Here is a 20,269-nt window from a genome sequence, read left to right as displayed (position 1 = left end):
TATTTTATTATATCTAAAGGATTTACAAAGTGGCTTCTAATGTAGTGTTAAAAATCTATCGAAATCTGTTGGTGTAATGGGAGATGAAAGAGCGTTATTACTATACAATTCCACTGAGGGTTGTAGTATCAGTCTTGATGATAAAGATTTAATTTAATTATATGGTGTTTGTTAGAATTCTATTTTATTATTGTAACAAAAGTAGTGTATGCATATAAGTGCTAAACTTTTACATATCTCATTCCAAGTTTTAACTACATAATCACTTACCTTAGGAATATCATTATAATCGGTTAATAAATATGGTATTCGTGCTATATTTTTTTTCTCTTCTTTGCTGTGAACAATACTGTTTCTATATTTATATAATTTTTCTGCAAACTTGTTAATAGAAATTTCACTACGACTTGGAAATAAATGATTATTATTTATAATACGAGTCACTTTTTCAATTATGTTAGGGTTCATTAATAAATTTTTCAACATTTTTTCTTCGTTATTAGTAAAAATACCATTTACCTTATTAAATAAATCTTGGTTAGTATAATTTGCTGTATTATTAGTAAATTCATTTATTTTATATAACAATAAAGACTTTTTATTCACAGTATAAAAGTATTCTAAGACATTATAAAAATATAAAAAACTGCTTGTGTCATTTGAATTTTTTGCTTCATTAAAATAGCACAACGCCTCTATGTGTTTTGCTTCATTAAAATTTTTATAATTTAGTGTATTTATATCACCATAGTTAGGAAAATTTTGACGTACTTCACTACTGCCAAATATAAATACATTTGGATTATAAGTATTGAGGATAAATATTGATTGCTGAAGATAACTTTCTAATTCATCATCTGGCACGTTTTTTAGTGAAAGTGAAATATAGTATTCCCAACCAGAAAGTGCAATAAAGGTATTATTGCTAGAGAAAATGAGTTTGAAAATGTCACTTGGAGAGTTTATAGACACATCTACTTCCCCTATGGAAAAATTGTACAAAATAGTATCTTTATCATATTCAGTATTGATTAAATATCTTACATTTTCTTCAATTAAAAATTCAGCGTATCTATCTTTGAAAAAACCCTGTATCCATCTGTCTTTAAAAGAATTTATCTTTTTACCAAATATTTTAAGTGAATCATTAGAATGAATGTAACTATTGCTATCTGAAATGGAGTGAAAAGTGATAAGAATATTAAAATTGTCACTAAAAATTTCCTTTAGTTTATCAAAGTCTATTTGGTCATAAAGAAAATCCTCCCAAGTTAACTCAACAGATACATTACAATATGTATCACGAAAAACAATTGTTTCTTCATCATAACTATGTATAACTATATTTGTATCTAGAAAATGCTCTTTTAATTGATTCACTATATCATCGATAATATTCAATTCAATACCTCCAGAAACTTAACATAATAAGTTTGTTTATAAAAATTTTACAGCATTGCAATTTAAATTACAAGTAACAGCATAGTGCCAATATGTAGGTCGGTGCCAAAACTTACATTCGAAAATTGAGGTGAAGAAAAGAACAGAAATGCTCTTTTTAATTTACATACGTTCACTTAAATGTTACAAAATTATTTAAATTATGAATGATTATGGAATACAATAGAAAGGCTAGGATATAATTATTGTAATATATATTGCATTAGGGGGAAAAAATATGTTAGGCGAAGTAGATGCTGGAAAGTGGTATGATAAAAATTCAGACAAATTAGAGCATGGAAAAAATATTATTCAATCTTTATTATTAAATATATTGGATAGAAAGACATATTTTAAAATTGAAGCAAGAGTAAAAACTAAAAAATCTTTATTGAAAAAGATAGCTGACAAAAGTAAGTACGAAAGTATTTTTGATATTACAGATATTATTGGTATGAGAATAATTGTTCCTATAAATTCTTATGTTGATAAAATTGCAGAAATTATTAAGAAAGAGTTTAAAATTGATGAAAAAAACACCATAGATAAAAGGAAAAAAAATATTGAGGAATTTAGATACAAGTCTTTACATATTATATGTCAATTAGATAAGCAACGAGAAAACTTACCTGAATATGAGTTATTGAAAAACTTAAAATTTGAAATACAAGTTAGAACAATTTTGCAACATGCTTGGCCTGATTATGAACATGATATTGGATATAAAGGATATGAAAAAGTTTCAGAAGATATACAACGACGAATATATCGCTTATCAGCGCTATTAGAAATTGCAGATGATGAATTTCAAATGTTAAGTCTAGAAAAAGAAAAAGAAAGTAAGAAAATAGACGATAAGATTGGGAACAAAGAATATAATATAGAGATTTCTGATGAAAGTTTATATAAATTTTGCATTGAAAATGATACTATTAAGGAGATTAATTTAAAAATTGTTAAAGAGTTTGGAGAATTGATAGAAGATAGTTATAAAGGTGATATTGGAATTAATATGATAACGAAGCGATTTATATTCTTAGGATTAAAAACAATTGAAGAAATAAATGAATATCTAGAGAAATATAAAGAAATAATTGTAAAATACATAAAAGAATTTTCAAAGGTATATCCTCAAACAGGAAGACAGTATAATACAGTATCACTATTTTATCTTGTATATATTATTGTACTATCAAAAAATGATGAGGAACTTTTAGATTGTTTTATAAAGAAGTTTAGATTAGGAAAAGATTTTAAATCAGTATTGAATGAAACAAAAAAAATATTAGAATCCGAAAATTGAGGTTAAGAAAAGAGCTGAGATGCTCTTTTTAATATTGCCACTTACTAGTGATTACTTAGAGTATACTTTTATTAATACAGAAAATGTCATATAAACTATACACTAAAATGTTTGCAATAAAAGTGTCAAAATATATTGACGAATACATTAAATGATTATATAATACAAGTATCAATTAAAGTATAGATTAATTGATATTTAAGAGGTAAGATGTTATGAGTAATGTATATAGTTATCTAAGAATAAGCACGAAAGAGAGTACAGATAAACAGAGCTTTAATAGACAAGAGAAGAGTTTAAAAGTATATGCAGATAGTAACAATATAGAATATTTACTACAATTCAAGGATGATATAACTGGAAGTACATTTAAAAGACCACAATGGCAAAAATTAGAAAGATTGTTACAAAAAGGTGATACGATAGTATTCAAGGAAATATCACGTTTCACGAGACAGGCGAATGAAGGTTATGAGAAGTATATGGAATTGATGAATGAGGGTATTAATTTAGTATTTATAGATAATCCAACAGTAAGTACAGATTATATAAAAAATTTATGCAAAGTAGCAACGGAACAGGACTTGGTTGCTAAAACTGCGTTAGAAAGCACTATAAAGCTGCTACTAATTGTAGAACTTGATAGAGTACAAAAGGAAAGAGAAATAATAGTTAAAAGAATCAAGCAAGGTATTGAAGCTAGTAATAAAAAAAGTGGTAGAAAATTTAATACACTAGATAAAATGACAGAGGAACTAAAAGCAGATATAAAAGAGTTCTTAAGCAATAGAAGTATAAAGCAAATTGATTTAATGAATAAGCATAACATTAGTAGAAACACATTAAAAAAATATATTAAGGTAATTGAAGTAGGAAATAATGAATAAGATTTTTTTATTTGTGTAAAGTATGAGAACAGGGGGTATTTTCCATTTTATAATAAGGCTATTCTCCAAAATGATATCACACTGTTTGAACTACACCCACTTAATTTCTTAGCATATAGAAAAATATTGAGATTGAAAATAAGAAACTAATAAATGATAGGGGATTGGGTGAATAGGAGTTAGAACAGTTAATATGGATTTATAATTGTCCAAATGGATGCCATTATTTTGAAAATGTATAGATTTTATAATATATAAGTTTTAATGGCAACTAATGTATAAAATTTCTTATAAGGTAAATAATATTAGAATACATAGAAAAATAAAAATTTTAAGTGTTTCATGAGAACAGATAAGTCAGTTGCTACCTGACTTATTTGTTTTTAGAGTAGACATTTTATCATGATGTAGAGGTAATTGTAACCTTTGTAAAAGTATAGAAATTATATAATAAATTGATGGTGTAAAAGTTATAAGAAATATAGAATGTGGATAAGGTATTTTATAAAGGTAATATTAATATGAGGAAGTTTTTCAATTTTAGCAAAACTGTAAATAAATTAAGAAGTTTTTCAGCCTTTTTACAAATGACGCATGAGAATAAAGATAAATATGAACTTTATGGAGAGGGTTTTTTATCTGTGAAGCTACTTTGATGTTCATTTCTTTTACACACTAATTTCACAAATTCACGGGCTACTTTATCTGACAAGAAAGATATCATTTCTTCTGTTATAAATTTTTCATTAGCAAATTTGGTTTGCATTTCTTCAACCGCATTGATAACTATCTCATCTGTTTTTTCCTTAGTAGTTTTTTCTGTCCAAAACTCAAGAAATTTCCCAAACTCTTCTTCTATTCGATGATAAGGTAAATCGTTATTATTTAGGGAACTGGTAATTTCATCTAATCCTAAATCGAGTTCTTTATTATCTTTTATTTCTTTTGTTTTTATAACATCATAGCAATATTTTTGGATAAATGACTTACCAGTGTAGTTCCCATTTAATAAAACTATAAATTTACATACATTAAAAAATTCTATGTAAGAATAAAGTATTTTATTTTTTTTATCGCCTTTAACGATTATAGAATGTGTTATCTTTTTAAATTTTGGGGTATTGTTTTTAGAATAATAAAAATTAACTACATTTAAATCAATTTCCCCATCTATATAAGGTATTAAATGGTTTATAAATTTTTGTATACCTCCAGTGCACAAATAATAATCTACAGCGGTTTTACAAATAGACCTAAAGCTTTCTTTTCCTCCAAAACATGCATGTAATGTTATATTACTAATAGGATTAGATTTAACTTCCGCGTTTTTTAGCCAATCATCTACATTAATTTGATTATATTTCTTATTTAGTTGTTTAAGAATTCTTTTTGATTCAATAATATTACGTGCAGTGACATTAATTTTAACTTCATTCCCGTCATTAGTAATCTTAACAAGGGGCTTTGACCTCGCAGGTTTGCCTCCTGGCTCAATAATATATTCTTCATTTGTTTCTTCATCTAGTACTTTTATAGATTGTGGGTTACCATTTTCTCGCTTTATATTAAGTAAATTAGCAAATACATTTAATTGTTTTGCTAATTTATCGTCAATATTACCGCCAAATTTTGAGTTACAGGTTTTACATAATAGTTTTTTAGATTTTAGTTTTCCACCAATAGAATTTAATATTATGTGTTCTAATGATTGATTTGCTTTTGTTAATTCACATCCACAAACATAACAATTTTTCATATTCATTCTCCTTACTTTAATAAATTTAGTTTTTTGTATTATTAAAAATAAGTTATTACTTGACATCCTTTATCTACAACATATGATATATTATATATGGTCATCAATTTGAGGATGTTTCAATATTATATAATTTTCTATGTTGGTCTATGGTATACTTATCTGTCATGCCTGCTATATAGTCACATACTGTTCTTAATAATTGAGTTTTGTAATATTCATAATCAATATTCTTATAATATATTCTATCATTGATATCCTTTTTAACATTATAGTGATATTTTGATAAAATGTTTCTTAGAATTCCAACATTATAATTTTTAGTTCTTCCATCTTTATATTTTTTTAGTTCTTGTTCATCTTCTTTGTACAAATTTTTAAATAATTTAACTATGGTCTTATCTGGTAGTTGTTGTGGATTTAAAATATATGCCTTAAAGAGTTCCTTAATTACATGTTGACCAACACCATCCATCGTTTGTGCTTTGTAAGAATTTAAAATTCTATTTCGTAAAAAATCTTGTAATTCATTATCTTTTTCTTTTAAAAAAACACTATAGCTAACAAAATCTTCCTCTATGTCTTTAGAAGTATTAATTTTTTCTCTATTCTCAAAAAAGTCTTTTTGATTTTTAATATTAAAATTTTTAGTTAAATCATAAAATCTGTTTGCAGTACTATATATAACATCAGTAGTTAATAAATTTACTATAAATTTTGATAATGCTGATTTGCATAAGTCTACGGAATCTGTATTTATATAATTTTTTACATCTTCAAAATTTTTAGTATGTTCAGCTATGGAATTTAACAATTCATTGGCATGGTCTGGATTATTGCAGTATTCCTCTTTGATTTTTGCTTCATATTCTTTCAAATTAAGTATTTGATTTAATTTATTATAAAGTTCATGTTTATCTATTATTTCATATTCTAATGCATCTTCTATATCATGATGTCTTTGAGCTATCTCATCTGAGAGGCTGACAATAACACCTTCAAAGCTCCATTTTTCTTTTATAAAATCATATACATTAATATAAGACATTTTCATGTTCTTATAAAAGTTTAAGGATTCTTTATCGGCTAAATTTACTTTGCATAATTTGCTTATTTCATGCCTAAAAAGACATTCATTCTTTTTAGATAATGTTTCACAACTTTTGTTTTTTAAGTTGCTATGATGTAACATTCCCCATAATGTATAGTCAGTTAAGTTAATGTTACTTTCTAATTCAGTAGCTACTCTAACAGACTGCCAGTTATGCTTAAAGCCTCTGGAATTATCTAAAAATTTATTATTAGTATTAAAATCTCTTATTTCATAACATCCATTCATTATTCTATTAAGCATTCTTTCACCAACGTGTCCAAATGGTGTGTGACCTATATCATGACCTAAAGCAATTGCTTCTGTTAAGTACTCATTTAATCCAAGGGCTTTTGATATAGTTCTTGATATTTGAGAAACTTCTAGTGTATGTGTTAATCTTGTTCTTACATGGTCATCTTTCCAAGCTAAAAATACTTGAGTTTTTCCACTAAGCCTTCTAAATGCTCTTGAATACAGTATTCTATCTCTATCTCTTTCGAATTGATTTCTTATAGGATGCTTATCTTCATGTTTTATTCTTGTAGCATATTCATCATTTATAGCTAAGCAACTAAAATCATTATCCATTTTTATTCCCCCCCCGTAAATAAAACTCTAACACTATTTTATTACATAATTGTTATATAAATCAATAATATAATCAATATGTTGAGGTATAGTGACAAACGTTGATTGTTGTTGTAGTAAAATATTTGGATATGTATTCTATAATAAAATCGAAGTTTTATCTGAATATAGTTTTAAGTATTGATGAATAAGAAATAGTTTTATGATAATATAGGAATATAATACTTTAAATGTTTGACTATGAAAAATATGACTATGCTCAACTGAGAAAAAGATATATGTAGGAGTGGAAAACATATGGAGGAAAAAAGAGAAAATAGAATAAGTTTAAATGAAATAGATGATTCAGAAAAGTGTATTAAACAAAGTAATATAGCGGGAAAGAAAACAGATGCAATAAATATATTAAAGAATACCATAGGATTAGGTGAATCTATGCAAATGAATAATACATTAAATAATATAGCAAGTGCAACTTCAACAGTGATGCAAATGAGTGATGCGGTAAAAAAAGCGATGGAGTTAAACACTTCAGTAGTAAATAGGGCATTAAATAATATAGCAGGATTAAGTGATTATGCAGGAATGAGTAATGCATTAAGTAATATAGGAGGAATAAGCTCGCCCCTGGGTCAAATGGGTAATGTAATGAGAAAGGCAATGGAGTTAAGCATTTCTCCAGCAGTGAGTATGTCATTCAATATGGGAGGATTAGCACCAACTCTAGGGCAAATAAGTGATTCAATGAGAAAGTCGATGGAGTTGAATACTTCAATAGATATAAATAATGCGTTAAAGAACATAGCAGGGTTAAGTGGAGCCGTGGGAGTAGGAATGGATAGTGCACTAGGGATAAGTTCAACACTAAGACAAATGAGTGAAGCTATGAGAAAGTCGATGAATTTTAGCATTTCTTCAGTAGGAGTAAGTAATGTTTTCAATAATACAAAAGGGTTAGGTGATATGTTAGCAAAGATAAGTATTCCATCGAAAGAATTACGAAAAGGATTAATGTCAATAGATTTTGATTCTATCAAAATAAATAATGATGGAACTGTAAACTATTTAGATGAAGCTATTGATATAGGGCAAACTAGTAATGAGATAGATGAAATAGCAAGTGAAGATATTCCTTTGTATGATAAATTTGAAAAATTTAAAAAGAAACATTTTGTTGTATATTTAATTTTTTGCCTTATGTTTAATTTTTTTATTATACAACCACTATACTCGTATGGTAGTGATATAGTAAAAGAAAAGGCAAAAAGTATATCACTAAAATTTACTGATAGTTCAAGCTTAAAAAATATAAATGTTAATAAAAAAGAAATTAAAGTAGAAGTAACGAAAGAATTAGAAAAAAAGTTAAATGACAAAAGTATAAAGAAAGCAATTTTAAATGATTATAGATTTGTTTCTGTTAATGTGATAAATGTTAGAAGAAATAATACAGAAAAATCTCCAGTTATTTATCAATTACATATAGGACAAGTAGTTAACGTAATAAATAAGAATAAAAATTGGACTTTAATTGAGTACACTAATGATGAAAATACAATAAATATAAAAGGTTGGGTAAATACACGTTATATTAGTAGATTTGATTAAATATGAGCTAAAATTTTTATAAGTTATTTCCTTAATGATGCCATTTTATTTGAAAGGAAAGTTTTTAACAGATAAGAGAAATAAAAAAAGTAAAGTTGAAAAGTTTGGAGGTGACAAGAAATGGTTTTTGTACTTAAAGCTGATATAGACATATTATTAGATTTTAGGGGGTAATACTATGAATGAATCATCTTATCTAAGTCTAATTCCTATATTGATTATTTTGTTAATTGCTATAATGCCAATAGTAATGTATGTTTTTATTAAGAAAGTTAAAATTTTCAGAAAGGCTTTGTTTAGCTATTTTATTACAGCTATTTTATTAATAGCTGTTTTTGCGATTATTTATATATTAGTATTTGTTATAGACTTACAAAATTTCAAACAAAAATATCCTAATGGGTTTAATGGTATGAATATTTCGAGTTGTGAAAAGAAAGAAATAGTAAATAGTTTTCTTCATATCAAAGGTATTAATATTTCAGACTATAATGGAAATTTTGCTCTATTCTTTCTAGATTTATTGTACTTTAGTAGTATGACTTTTTTTACTATTGGATATGGTGATGTAACAGTTAGCGGAATTGTGAGGATATTTCCAATTATAGAGGGCTTTTTAGGTGTAGCTTTGACAGGAATAATTATATCAATGATTTTGTCAAATTTAAGTGAAATGAGTAAAAAAGAAGATATGTTGAGAATGTTTATATTCAAAGGATATGATATACTTTTTTTCGAAAAAATTTCAATTGAGGGGTTTCACTTTCTAGAAATATTTTCTAAATATTTAGCAAAAATAAAATCTAAGAGAGATAACAAGGATATGTATAATATACATTTAATGAATTCAAATGGTAAGATAACTACAATATTTGGTGTTAGGTTGAATTATGAATTAAAGGAAATGTATGAAAAATTTAGATTAGAGTGGGACTTTGTTGATTATAGAAACAAGAATGTAGAATATTATTATAAGTTCGTTCAATATTTGAGATATGTATTAATGAACAAACTTGACTTAGAATTAGAAGTTGAATTTCATAAATTTGTAGGCACTCGTAAGGAGATTAATTTATTGCAATTTAAGCAGTTTTTAATAAAGTTAAGAGAATATCTTATTAATGACAGGATGAAGGATATAGATATAGGCCTTAATAATGAAATAGTTGAGTTAACTACTAAGTGTATTTATGGTATAGATGAAATTAGTGAAGAGAAATAAATACTTAATTCAAAGGTATAAATCTTTATATTATCTTCTAAATATAAATGATAATATAAAAACTACTATTGTTATAAAAAGAAGTAATAAATGTTAGAATAATCTAAATATATATTGCGTTAAAAGGGATACTTAATATAAAAGGTATTTTATATTAAATTTTAGGACAAGCAAGTAAGTTCAGGTTTTATAAGTATATAAAATAGTTTAAAAAGAAGGCGAACTTTAATGAGAATTTGGTATTTGTCATATATTTTCTCATTAAAAATTTAAATATGAATTTTGAAAAAGATTTAAGAGAACAAATAATTGAATCATTTAAAAAAGGAAAAATTAGATTTCATGAACAAGATTCAACGGATAAATTGTTAATAAATTATTTAAATGCGTTAAATAGAACAATAACGATAAAAAAAAGAAACGTGTTTATTTCTGATAATATTAAAAAAATAATTTATTATAATAAATTAGATAAAAAATATATAAATGCTTTATTAAAATTTAAAAATAATTTTGAAAATGGAATAGATATGAATGGACATTTAAGTGCGAATATATACTATGCTGATTTATTTTCAAATAAAGATAACAAAATATACAATAAATCGAGAGATTATTTATTAGATGACTGGGGTATTTATCATATTCATTTAAATGAAAAAGATGCAGGAAATGAAAAACAAATGCATGGTAAAACAAATGGAAATAGGTCAAAATATTTATTATTTGTAAAAGTAACTAATAATGAAGTATATTTTATAGACATATTATATCATAATGAGAAAAATGTATTTTCAAGAATGGAGCTAGTAGAAACTTTGGATAGAAACTGGCACTTTCTTTTAGAAAATAATCTTCAACCTAAAACCTTTGTTCCTAAATTAAATGATAAAGAAATCAATGATAAAAGAAAAAAAGGTGATTATTTACTATATAACATTAATGGAAAAACATATATTCCTATAGGTGGAGGGTTAACAAGTGCTGGAACAAATATAGTACACACAATGAAAGCTGATAATATTTTAGAAGATATGATAGACATTGAGAAATATTTTAGAAATAGTTATGGAAGTATAAAAAAAGATGTTGAAAATATAACAGGAGCAAAATGTTTTAGTAAAAGTTTAGAATTTAAATTTGTTTTAGAGGAAAGAGGATATGTAGTCAAAGAAAGTAATACTGGTTATGCAGTATTGTACTTTTATGAGGGAAATAATTTAATGAAGCGTGCTGGAATAATAAAAGATAAATGCTAATTAGTTATAATATTTAAGGAAGTTATGCGATAGATGTATCTAAAAATTGAAGTAAAAAGAACGAAATAAGTCTAGTTATGTATGTTATTGGAAATTCACTCTCAAGGGAAATTTTTAATAATGCCATTGAGGTTTTATATAATAATGTTATTAAGTATGAAGAGTTTATAGCAACGTACTTGACCTTTTTAGGGCAATAATAAAATAAAGTTGAAAGTAGTATTTATTCAGGTTTACATAAAAATAGTTGATTATAGGTATAATTTTGGTGGACTAACACCTTAATAATCCGAAATGAATGCACCACGAATGGGTATGTAGTTGGCGGACAACAAAAAAATCAGTCGTTAAAAAAGGGTATGATTCACTGCGGTGGATATCCCCCTTTTTTATTAGAATACAAGGGGATAAAATAATAATGGACAAACAGGAAGCTTTAAAAGTAATTGGTAGTAAGCGTCAAATAAGAAATTGGATAGAAAGTGTTTAAAAAATGTGAGATAATCTTCTAAAATAAGTTTTAAAGTTTTTAAAGTTTTTAAAGTTAACTTGAAAAACTTTAATTAGGAGATTTTAAATGGATGTACAAAAAACAACACAGGATTATAGAATGAATAAGTGGATTAAAGCTATATGTGAATGCTGTTTATGCTAATCTAATATTAGGCCAAGTGCTCATTGAAAACTAGGTCACTTCACAAAGAAATTATGATATCCTATTAGCAATATGCTAATAGGAGGATAGTAGGAGGTGATTGAATTGTTATAGAAACAGAAAATTATTTTAAAACACATTGAGGGAATGAGCAATAGGAAGAAAAAACTGGCTTTTCAGTGGAAGTCCAAGGGGAGCTGAAGCCAGTGCAGCAGTTTACAGTATAATTGAAACGGCTAAAGCTAACGGACTTGAACCCTATAGTTATCTCAAGTTTTTGTTTAAAAATTTACCAGGCGTTCAATTTGGAGCACATCCTGAATTCTTAGAAGAATACTTGCCCTGGGACCCATGGGTTCAATCTTCCTGCAAAAAGAAAGCATAATAAATTACGACCATTTTAATGAATGGTCGTTTATTTTTATGCTTATACACCGGGTAGTTTATCGCTTACGATGTAAACAACTCAATAAATAGTAATTTGTAGGGAGGTTACAAAAGTTGAATAAGAATGAAACAGTAAAGTGGATAAACGGGGTAATGAAAAATAAGATATCAGTTCCTCTAGAGATTTTAGATGGCAAGAAGAACAGAGGAATATATGGTATTTTTGTTGTAGATAAATCTCACTCAGAGGAATTCTGTGCTTATATTGGCAAAGCAACAAATATTTATAAAAGAATGTTTTGTGGAAAAAAAGCACATTTAGTAAAGCTTAAAGAAACTAAATTATATAATTCAGTTATAAGTGAGGCCATGCAAAATGAGGACAAGAGGATTGACATTAGAGTTCTTGAAGAAGTTACTTTTCAATATGAAAACTACAATAAAGATATGCAATACTTGGCATCAAGAGAATGTTATTATATTGATAAGTATCAAAAACTTAATCAATGTTTAGAGCAACGTCCTGATGGAAGAAATATGTATGAAGACGTTTGGAAAAAAGAAAGGACAGAGTTGAATTTACTGTTGAAGTGTGAAAGTAGAGGAGCAAACAAATGAGAGTCAAATATCTGATTGAAACAATAAATACATCTAATGCTACCGTTGTTTTTGATAGCCCTGAAATTGTTGCTAGAAGGTTAGGTGCAGGTGTCACGAATCCAATATATTTTACTTGTGTGGATGAAAAAGAGAAATTGCTTTATGAAAGATGCAAAGATAAGTCAAACTTTGTTAGTAATACACCATCAATACATTTGCCAGACCTGTCGGTACGTGAATTGGTAAACATTTATGAGTGTGATGGAACAGGGTCACTTGAAATAACAAAGGATATATTAAGTTCCTTTTTTTCAGATGATATGTCCGAAGATATTGTGTTTGTTATCTATATCTTTTTACACGAGGTTGGACATTGGATTCAGTTTGCCAATATGTCAAATAAAATTAAAGCCTTTTTAAGTGAAGATATTGAACTAAGCAAAGCAAATTTTGATAAAATGCAGCAGGCATTTATTCAGCGGGATGAAAGAATAAGACGTGGAAATAGTTGTCCCTTGACTGCCAAGGAAAAAGCATTGTTTAAGCAATTATCTCTTGAATACAGAGAAATCCCAAAAGAAAAAGATGCTGACAAGTACGCATTAGAACACATGGAAAAAGCCCTTGTTAAATATTATAATAACCTTTGATAACATAAGGCTCTCTGCCAAATTTAAATTTGTAAAGCTGATGTAACATAATTTTAGTTTTAGTCTCGTCGTACATTACTTAATACGAAAATTAAGGGAGCTTCTAAAAAAGTAACCTTATATCGCTATCAACACTATTTTTTAACAACTGACAGACTGTATAGCGGATTTTATTGATATATGTTGGCAGATAAAACTTCTATTTTGTCTTTAGTGTTTTTTAGGAAATGTTAAAGGGCGTTGTTAAGATGCTTTTTGAAACTCTTTTTTATCATATTAATTTAAGGTTTTGGGCTGTCTAAAAGTAAGCTTTTTCTGAAGGATTTGGACATTTTGCTTTCTATTCAGCAAACATCAGAATAATGTTCTTTAATTTTCAATAAAATTGGTTGTACCTCGTTAGGATAGCAACGGCACCAGATATTAAGGTAAGCACTTCTTACTACTTCCTCAGATATAAAGCCTAAGTTTTTACCAATTTGTGAAAATAGTAAATGCCTATCGATATTTGTTCGCCAAACTTCGTTTATAACTTGTTTAACTTTTTCTTGTGATTCATAAGGTTTATGTAATGATACTGTTAATTCTCCTATAATTTCATCAATTTTTTCACGTATCTTTAAAAATATGTATGATTCCGGCATTTCTCCTGGGAGTCTAAAGACATATTGGGTTTCACTTGTTTCTTGATTAGAATCTCCATCGATATAGCAAATAGAAGGTACTCTTATTGAAGGATTTTCATTGTGATATTTATTTATATTTACAGCCGTTCCATCTCCAGAAGTAGCATGAACTTCAATTGACCCTGGAATAAATTCATCAGCAAGACTTAATATGGCTTCTATCCACTTTTTTGCAAATAAATCTTCTGTAAAGATAACTAATTGAGATGATATTTGTCCATTAATTGCCCTTAAAGAATGAATATCTAATTTTCCTTGAAATATTTTATTATTTAAAGCAACCCAAATTGCTTTATGAGGTAGTGGTACTAATGCGTCATTTGAGTGGGTTGTAAAAATGACTTGAATTTTTTTCCTTTCAGCTGCACTTATTAAGTATTCAACTAATCTAATAGTGGCAAGAGGGTGTAAGCCATTTTCAATTTCTTCAATTAGCACTAAAGAGTTATCATCGCATGCTTCTATTTCTATTACCATTCTTATAACACTAGATTCGCCTGCACCAAAGTGAAATTCTGAATAAGTTAAGCCTTGTTCTGTTCTTCCAGTTAAAAGGGTTACTTTTCCTCTGTTATCAACTTTTATTTGAGAAAAATTATTTATATCCTTATCTAATATTCGTCCAACACATTCACAGATATGAGTATCTAATGAAAAAACTTGATTTGCTGGGACAGAAAATCTTGTATTAGCACATTTTTTTAGTTCTTTTCTCTCAGTAGCTGGAACGGTTCTTGAGACTCCGAATATGAGGGTTTTTCTAGATAGTAAGTTATCCCTTGTCCATTTATAGTTATTAAAGGCAGCTGTTCTGCTTACTAAATTTCTTGAATTAATGGCTTTATCAACTATCTTATATTCTATTTTCCAATGTTGCATACTATTATCATATACTCCACTCTTAGTGAAGAATCTACCAGGCTTTGTTTCTTTATAAGCACATCCGGCAGCACCTAATATAGTAGTTTTACCTCCACCATTAGGGCCAATTATTGCTGTAACTGGGAAGTCAAATCTTAGAACTTCGTTTACAAACCCTCTTACATTAGTAAGGCTAACTTCATACAGGTATTTTCCATAATTTCTATGTTCTACTTTTTCTAATAAAAAATTAATTTGGCTATCTCTAATTTCACTTAAATATTCCATTTTGCTATCTCCTTTGTATAGAATTATAATTATTAAATTAGTTAATACTTCAATTCATAGGTATTTATCAGTAGATTTATTACTAAACCAACTTGTCTAAACGCATGTTAAATGATTTTGAGACAATAGTATGGTAATAAGTATTAGTATATATCCAAGTATAAGTTCCTTAAAAAATAATATTAGATAACTTATTTAATAACTCGGTTGCAAGTATACTTCCAGTCATGCCTTCTAATAAGTTTCTTATAGTTTTTAAGCTCTCTTTAATAATTAATGGTTTTGGTCTACTAGATGAAGATTGTACCTTAATAGTTGATATTTCCGCATCTAACTCATCTTTATCTTCTGGCTTTAGGTTAAGTTGTGAAACTTTTGTATCAAGTTCTTGGATAAAATCAGTAAGCTTGTCTATATCTGATGTTGAAAAAGTTTCTCTCTGAGTACTATTAGTAGTTCCTTGTTGGACTTGTGAACCAATCATATTTTGAACATTTATTATGTTTATTGGTGGAAAATATTCAGTTGGTTTATCTGGCTCGGAAAGTGCTTCTTCCACTTGAGTTACCCCATAATGAGTTATTGATATTTCACCTCCGAGGGCAACAAATTTAATCAATCCCTCACCTTCTAAATACTGGGTTATTAAATCTGTTTCTTTACGGTTAAATCCAAGTTCCTTACCTATCTCCGACATGTTTACAAATGCATGTTGATTGCCATCAGTTGCTTCATATAATATTTCCATAAATTTAAATCTTTTGCTTTTAATATCGGTTAACTTATCCATAATTTATATCCTCCTCATATTTGTAGATTTATATAAAACAAAAAATATATATTTCTAAAAGTAGATAATAAGTGTTATAATAATATACTTAATTACATTATAATACAGTAAATGTAAAATTTAAATATAAGGTTTTAGGATAATACTAGAAATATACTAGGGAGTATTTAAAGTTATAAGTAATACTTTGTTAAATATTGTATTAAAATGGAATTTGCGTTAACTATATAAAATCGAAATTTTATAAGTTAAAATAAGCAGGAGAAATTCTGATTTTTTAAATTGTGTTGCTAATACAAAGGAAATATATGTATAATTATTTTAAGATTAAAAGGAGTGAGAGATTGATATATGAACATAATACAAAGTATTTCAAGCAAGGGAATTGAATACCTCAATGAGGAAACAAAATTAATTGAGTTTATAGATTTTCAGATATGCAATAATAACTGGATTGAATATCGGATTATAAAACAAAGGTCAAGTGATATAGAGAGCCAAAAAATTAGGAAAAGAGATAGAAATGTAGGTCAGAGGGATAGTTTTACCAAATCATGTTATATCAAGTTTTTTACAAAACCCAGTATGATTAAGATTGAATTTAATAGTATAGATGATTTTCAAAACATAAGAGATGCTATTATCGAACATGGATGGAATACCTTGGATTTAAGCTAGAGCAATAGTAGGATTGGAGTCATGATATTTTCTTACAATTGTAAACGTCTTTCTTGTATGGCAGTTCATCTAAATCATCGGAGAAAAGGAATTGCGCCAAGATGTTTAGTGTAATATAAAAGTGTAACAAGAACCAATGATTTTTTATTTGAACTATTTCTAATAGTTAGAGGTGCTTTTGCAGGTTCTTACCAACCATTTTGCATATTTATTATTAAGTCAATGGCGAATCCACAGAGTGATGAGGTTTCTATACCGTTGATATAATAATAAATATGCTATAATGCATTTTTAAACCTGCAAATGCAAAATTAAAATTCCTATCAATTGAATTGTATAATGTTACACTTTTTCATTGCAATAAACAGCTTATATGCATTATATGAAGCTTATGTATAATAGATTAATCATTTGGTAATTTCTAATACTACCAATATACGGTATAATATATATTATAGAGAATAAAGGTTTAGTTTTATTTACAAAAAATAAAGGGGATTGGTTTATTATGAAAAACATTTTAGATAAGTTGGTTAGCTTTTGCAATAGAAATTATGGAGTTGAGATTGAATATATTGAGACAGATATTGATACTGAGTACACTAAAAATTTTGATTATAGTGGTATATATATGCATAATGAAGCAAGTAAGAATAAAAATTCAGTGAATATAATATTCAATGATGTAAAAAGACAGGTAAAAAGTATGTTTGTTTATGACATAAACAAATTTAGATACATTGTCATTAAGTTAAAGAATGATAAAATATTTGATAGTAGAAAATAAAACATAAGTTTTAATTAGATAGAGTGACTGAACATGAAAGATTGGAAGACTATCAGAACTCAATAGGAAACTTTATTGGGGTTCTTCCTATAGAAGGAGCATATGCAGAAGCAGATGTTTAGAAGGAAATACAGATGCAGATTGGTTTAAGTATTTAGATGAATATGCAGACATTGATGCATTTTGGATAGATAAAGATATGGTTGAATATATCAAAGATTTACGGTGTATAGTACAAAAGTTCTTATTAAATAAGTAAATCAAAGACAGAGTTTATTTTGAAAGGTGAATAATAATTGAGAAGGATATTTTAGATTCAGCAAAGTTTATAGGAGTAGCATTTATTGGAGATAACATATCCAAATGCAGAACTAAGGCTGAGACAGAACGGAAGCAAAAGTAAATTAACTGCATAAGGTAGAAATAAAAATGAAAAGAGTAAGCAGAAAATTGAAGAGTGGTATGCATTTGAGGTAGATGAGCAACCGATAATTGAATAAAGTTTAGATTAACATAAAATATCAGTTTTATTAGATGCAAATGAAAAAAACTAATTGAAGTAAGGGGGTATAAACTTATGAACAAATGTAAAAGACCTATTATAGCAATAGTATTATCACTAACATCTATAGTTGTGGTGTTTGTGTTGTATTCCCAGATGTTTCCGTTGATGAATAAAATTAGTCCCAAAATATATTACAGATATGGAACAGACGGCAAATATGACAAGGAAATGTTTTTTACAAAGGAAATAAATGATAGAACAAAGATACTAGACGTAACAATAAGTAAAATTGTAGAAAAAGCAAAAGTTACCAAAATAACAAGAAATCAAGATATCTATGGGGTGATTTCAAATAATCGTGTAATAAGCAAAAAGTATATTAATGAGAATAAAGAATATTTAAGCTATTTAGATGAACATAACCTAGAGGTAGATGATGTATTGAATTACTGTAAAAAAATGTATGACATTGATGACAATATAATAATGGGATTATTTTACTTAATATTTACAATCCTTAGTTCAATTTTTTTATTTGTATTAAAGTATAGAAAAAGAATATATATAGTAGGTATATTTGTATATTTATTTAGTACATTAAGTATTCTTTCTGGAGGTTTGTTTAGTCAATTGTTCTACTATTTACCTATCATAAATAAGCAATGGAATTATACGGATTACCAAACCTTATTATTAAATGTCTTACCTCCTATTAAAGAAGCAATTTTAACATTCATAATTGTTGATTCTGTATTCCAAGCCTTTATACAAAATAGAAATGATAATAAGATGAATAGAAATTATGCCGAAATTAATAATAATACAAAATATATTAATGAAACTGTGAACACTATTAAGAAATCTACTAGTGAAATGATATATAATTTTAAATTAGAAACAGATGATATAAAGAATGACGTATCATTGGCGATTAATAAATTGAATAATCTAGAGACAGATATTAATAGAATATCTACTGAAATTACGGATGTTTCCATATTGATGGAGAATGGAAATTTATCTTGGAAAGAGATGGTGGCAACATTACAAGAACATGAAAAATATTTTGAAATAGTTAGAGTGAAAATACAAGAGAAATTAGATGAAATAAATGATGAAGGTAGAACTTTAAAGAAAAAGAATCAAGAGTCATTTATAAGTACTAAAAAACAACTAGAAGAAGCTATACTAAATGCAAAAGTTGTAGAAGAAATTAATACTTTATTTGAATCTATGTTTATAATAAATAAGAAAACAAATTTATTAGCATTAAATGCATCAGTTGAGGCTGCAAGAATTGGAGATTTAGGAAGTGGTTTTAATGTTATTTCAAAAGAAATGAGAAACCTTGCAGAACAATCAAAAGATACAGTAAGGGAGATTCAAAGTACAACTATAAAGATAAAAGAATCAGTTAATAATCTTTCTAGCAGTTCTATTAAACTTCTAGATTATGTGATTGATAACGAGTAGATAAATACTAATACCTTAATTAAAATAACCAATATCACAGTTAAGGTTAAAGATATACATTTAGACTTGTAATAAAATGTATAAGTTTTTATTAAGATAATTTTAATAAGATTTTGGTGTTGTTAATAAAATTTAAGTTTTATAAAGATTATAGTAGGAATTATCCTGCTTTTCTTTTTTGTAAAATTGCACTGTAGAGAGTAAGAAGGAGATAACTATATAACATCTTATGTAACGTTATAGGAAAATCTAGATTATATCAAATTTCATAAAAAGCAAGCTGAGTAATATAATGTAGATATAAAATATCGGAGGATGGTTTTAAAATGAATGAGGGTATTGTTTATGGTGAAGTTTATGATGAAATTAAGGTTCAATCAATGCATAGTCCGACAACTAAATATGTTGTAAGATGTGGTGATGTAAGTTGGGGCAAAAATGGAAATTTTAAACCTGTTATTTATGTTCTGATGGAGTATAAAGGTCACTTAGAAACACATACAAATCCACCACATTATATGATAGAACCTGATAAGAATGGGGTAAGTGATATTACTAAAGTTATTAATGCAATGGAAGAATTGAAGAGGAGATTTAGGATAAAATAGTTTATTTCTATTACAAAATATAATGGACCCAAGAATTAAGACAAAAAAATGCTTGCTTTTTAGTTAGGTTCTCCATAATATTTTTATTAAGGATGGTGAATCACATGAGAAAAAATTATAGTTCTGAATTCAAAGCAAAATTAGT

The 20,269-nt window shown here is 26.9% G+C and carries 16 protein-coding genes and 1 pseudogene; 12 read left to right on the top strand and 5 right to left on the bottom strand.

The features are described from left to right. Positions 1-171: 171 nt before the first annotated feature. Positions 172-1,401, bottom strand: a complete 1,230-nt coding sequence (locus tag WY13_RS12555; protein ID WP_063555986.1) for a hypothetical protein — start codon at positions 1,399-1,401, stop codon at positions 172-174. A 277-nt stretch (positions 1,402-1,678) separates the two neighbouring features. On the opposite strand from WY13_RS12555, the gene WY13_RS12550 reads away from it, so the two are divergent. Then, complete coding sequence (locus WY13_RS12550) at positions 1,679-2,743, top strand: GTP pyrophosphokinase (protein ID WP_063555985.1); 1,065 nt, start codon at positions 1,679-1,681, stop codon at positions 2,741-2,743. A 215-nt stretch (positions 2,744-2,958) separates the two neighbouring features. Beyond that, the gene (locus tag WY13_RS12545; protein ID WP_063555984.1) at positions 2,959-3,630 is read left to right on the top strand and encodes a recombinase family protein; all 672 of its coding nucleotides are present in this window, start codon (positions 2,959-2,961) and stop codon (positions 3,628-3,630) included. A 619-nt stretch (positions 3,631-4,249) separates the two neighbouring features. Here WY13_RS12545 and WY13_RS12540 read toward each other — a convergent pair. Together WY13_RS12540 and WY13_RS12535 are read right to left on the bottom strand one after the other, a co-directional pair. Beyond that, entirely contained in the window at positions 4,250-5,386 is a 1,137-nt protein-coding gene (locus tag WY13_RS12540; protein WP_063555983.1) for an HNH endonuclease, read from the bottom strand. 103 nt (positions 5,387-5,489) lie between these two features. Further along, positions 5,490-7,067 carry a deoxyguanosinetriphosphate triphosphohydrolase family protein gene (locus WY13_RS12535; RefSeq protein WP_063555982.1) on the bottom strand — a complete coding sequence of 526 codons (1,578 nt, stop codon included), beginning with the start codon at positions 7,065-7,067 and terminating at the stop codon, positions 5,490-5,492. Positions 7,068-7,364: 297 nt separating this feature from the next. Here WY13_RS12535 and WY13_RS12530 point away from each other — a divergent pair, with 297 nt between their 5' ends. The 6 genes and pseudogenes from WY13_RS12530 (at position 7,365) to WY13_RS12505 (ending at position 13,448) form a co-directional block, all read left to right on the top strand. Further along, positions 7,365-8,675 carry an SH3 domain-containing protein gene (locus tag WY13_RS12530; RefSeq protein WP_063555981.1) on the top strand — a complete coding sequence of 437 codons (1,311 nt, stop codon included), beginning with the start codon at positions 7,365-7,367 and terminating at the stop codon, positions 8,673-8,675. Between the two features lie 178 nt (positions 8,676-8,853). Next, entirely contained in the window at positions 8,854-9,897 is a 1,044-nt protein-coding gene (locus WY13_RS12525) for a potassium channel family protein (protein WP_063555980.1), read from the top strand. A gap of 275 nt (positions 9,898-10,172) precedes the next feature. Beyond that, positions 10,173-11,156, top strand: a complete 984-nt coding sequence (locus tag WY13_RS12520) for a hypothetical protein (protein ID WP_156499034.1) — start codon at positions 10,173-10,175, stop codon at positions 11,154-11,156. 809 nt (positions 11,157-11,965) lie between these two features. Then, positions 11,966-12,196, top strand: a pseudogene (locus WY13_RS20605) (transposase domain-containing protein); the annotation flags it as partial. A gap of 116 nt (positions 12,197-12,312) precedes the next feature. Beyond that, the gene (locus tag WY13_RS12510) at positions 12,313-12,816 is read left to right on the top strand and encodes a hypothetical protein (RefSeq protein WP_082848496.1); all 504 of its coding nucleotides are present in this window, start codon (positions 12,313-12,315) and stop codon (positions 12,814-12,816) included. Further along, complete coding sequence (locus WY13_RS12505) at positions 12,813-13,448, top strand: hypothetical protein (protein ID WP_063555977.1); 636 nt, start codon at positions 12,813-12,815, stop codon at positions 13,446-13,448. The genes WY13_RS12510 and WY13_RS12505 overlap by 4 nt, the downstream gene beginning before the upstream one ends. 344 nt (positions 13,449-13,792) lie before the next feature. Here the strand turns inward: WY13_RS12505 and WY13_RS12500 are convergent, their stop codons facing one another. Together WY13_RS12500 and WY13_RS12495 are read right to left on the bottom strand one after the other, a co-directional pair. Then, positions 13,793-15,283 (bottom strand): AAA family ATPase, encoded by a 1,491-nt coding sequence (locus WY13_RS12500; protein ID WP_063555976.1) that lies wholly within the window; start codon positions 15,281-15,283, stop codon positions 13,793-13,795. 169 nt (positions 15,284-15,452) lie between these two features. Then, complete coding sequence (locus WY13_RS12495) at positions 15,453-16,073, bottom strand: hypothetical protein (protein WP_063555975.1); 621 nt, start codon at positions 16,071-16,073, stop codon at positions 15,453-15,455. A 351-nt stretch (positions 16,074-16,424) separates the two neighbouring features. Here WY13_RS12495 and WY13_RS12490 point away from each other — a divergent pair, with 351 nt between their 5' ends. From WY13_RS12490 to WY13_RS12475, 4 genes are all read left to right on the top strand, one after another. Then, complete coding sequence (locus tag WY13_RS12490; RefSeq protein ID WP_063555974.1) at positions 16,425-16,751, top strand: hypothetical protein; 327 nt, start codon at positions 16,425-16,427, stop codon at positions 16,749-16,751. Between the two features lie 508 nt (positions 16,752-17,259). Next, positions 17,260-17,538 (top strand): hypothetical protein, encoded by a 279-nt coding sequence (locus WY13_RS12485; RefSeq protein ID WP_063555973.1) that lies wholly within the window; start codon positions 17,260-17,262, stop codon positions 17,536-17,538. 577 nt (positions 17,539-18,115) lie between these two features. Continuing rightward, the gene (locus tag WY13_RS12480; protein ID WP_063555972.1) at positions 18,116-19,516 is read left to right on the top strand and encodes a methyl-accepting chemotaxis protein; all 1,401 of its coding nucleotides are present in this window, start codon (positions 18,116-18,118) and stop codon (positions 19,514-19,516) included. Positions 19,517-19,842: 326 nt separating this feature from the next. Beyond that, positions 19,843-20,124: a hypothetical protein gene (locus tag WY13_RS12475; RefSeq protein ID WP_063555971.1), complete on the top strand. Its 282-nt coding sequence runs from the start codon at positions 19,843-19,845 to the stop codon at positions 20,122-20,124. Positions 20,125-20,269: the final 145 nt, after the last annotated feature.

This window comes from Clostridium ljungdahlii (genome assembly GCF_001636845.1).
Classification (GTDB): domain Bacteria; phylum Bacillota; class Clostridia; order Clostridiales; family Clostridiaceae; genus Clostridium_B; species Clostridium_B ljungdahlii_A.
The sequence above is the reverse complement of the archived record's forward strand: the minus strand, read 5'-3'. Positions and strand labels throughout refer to the sequence as shown.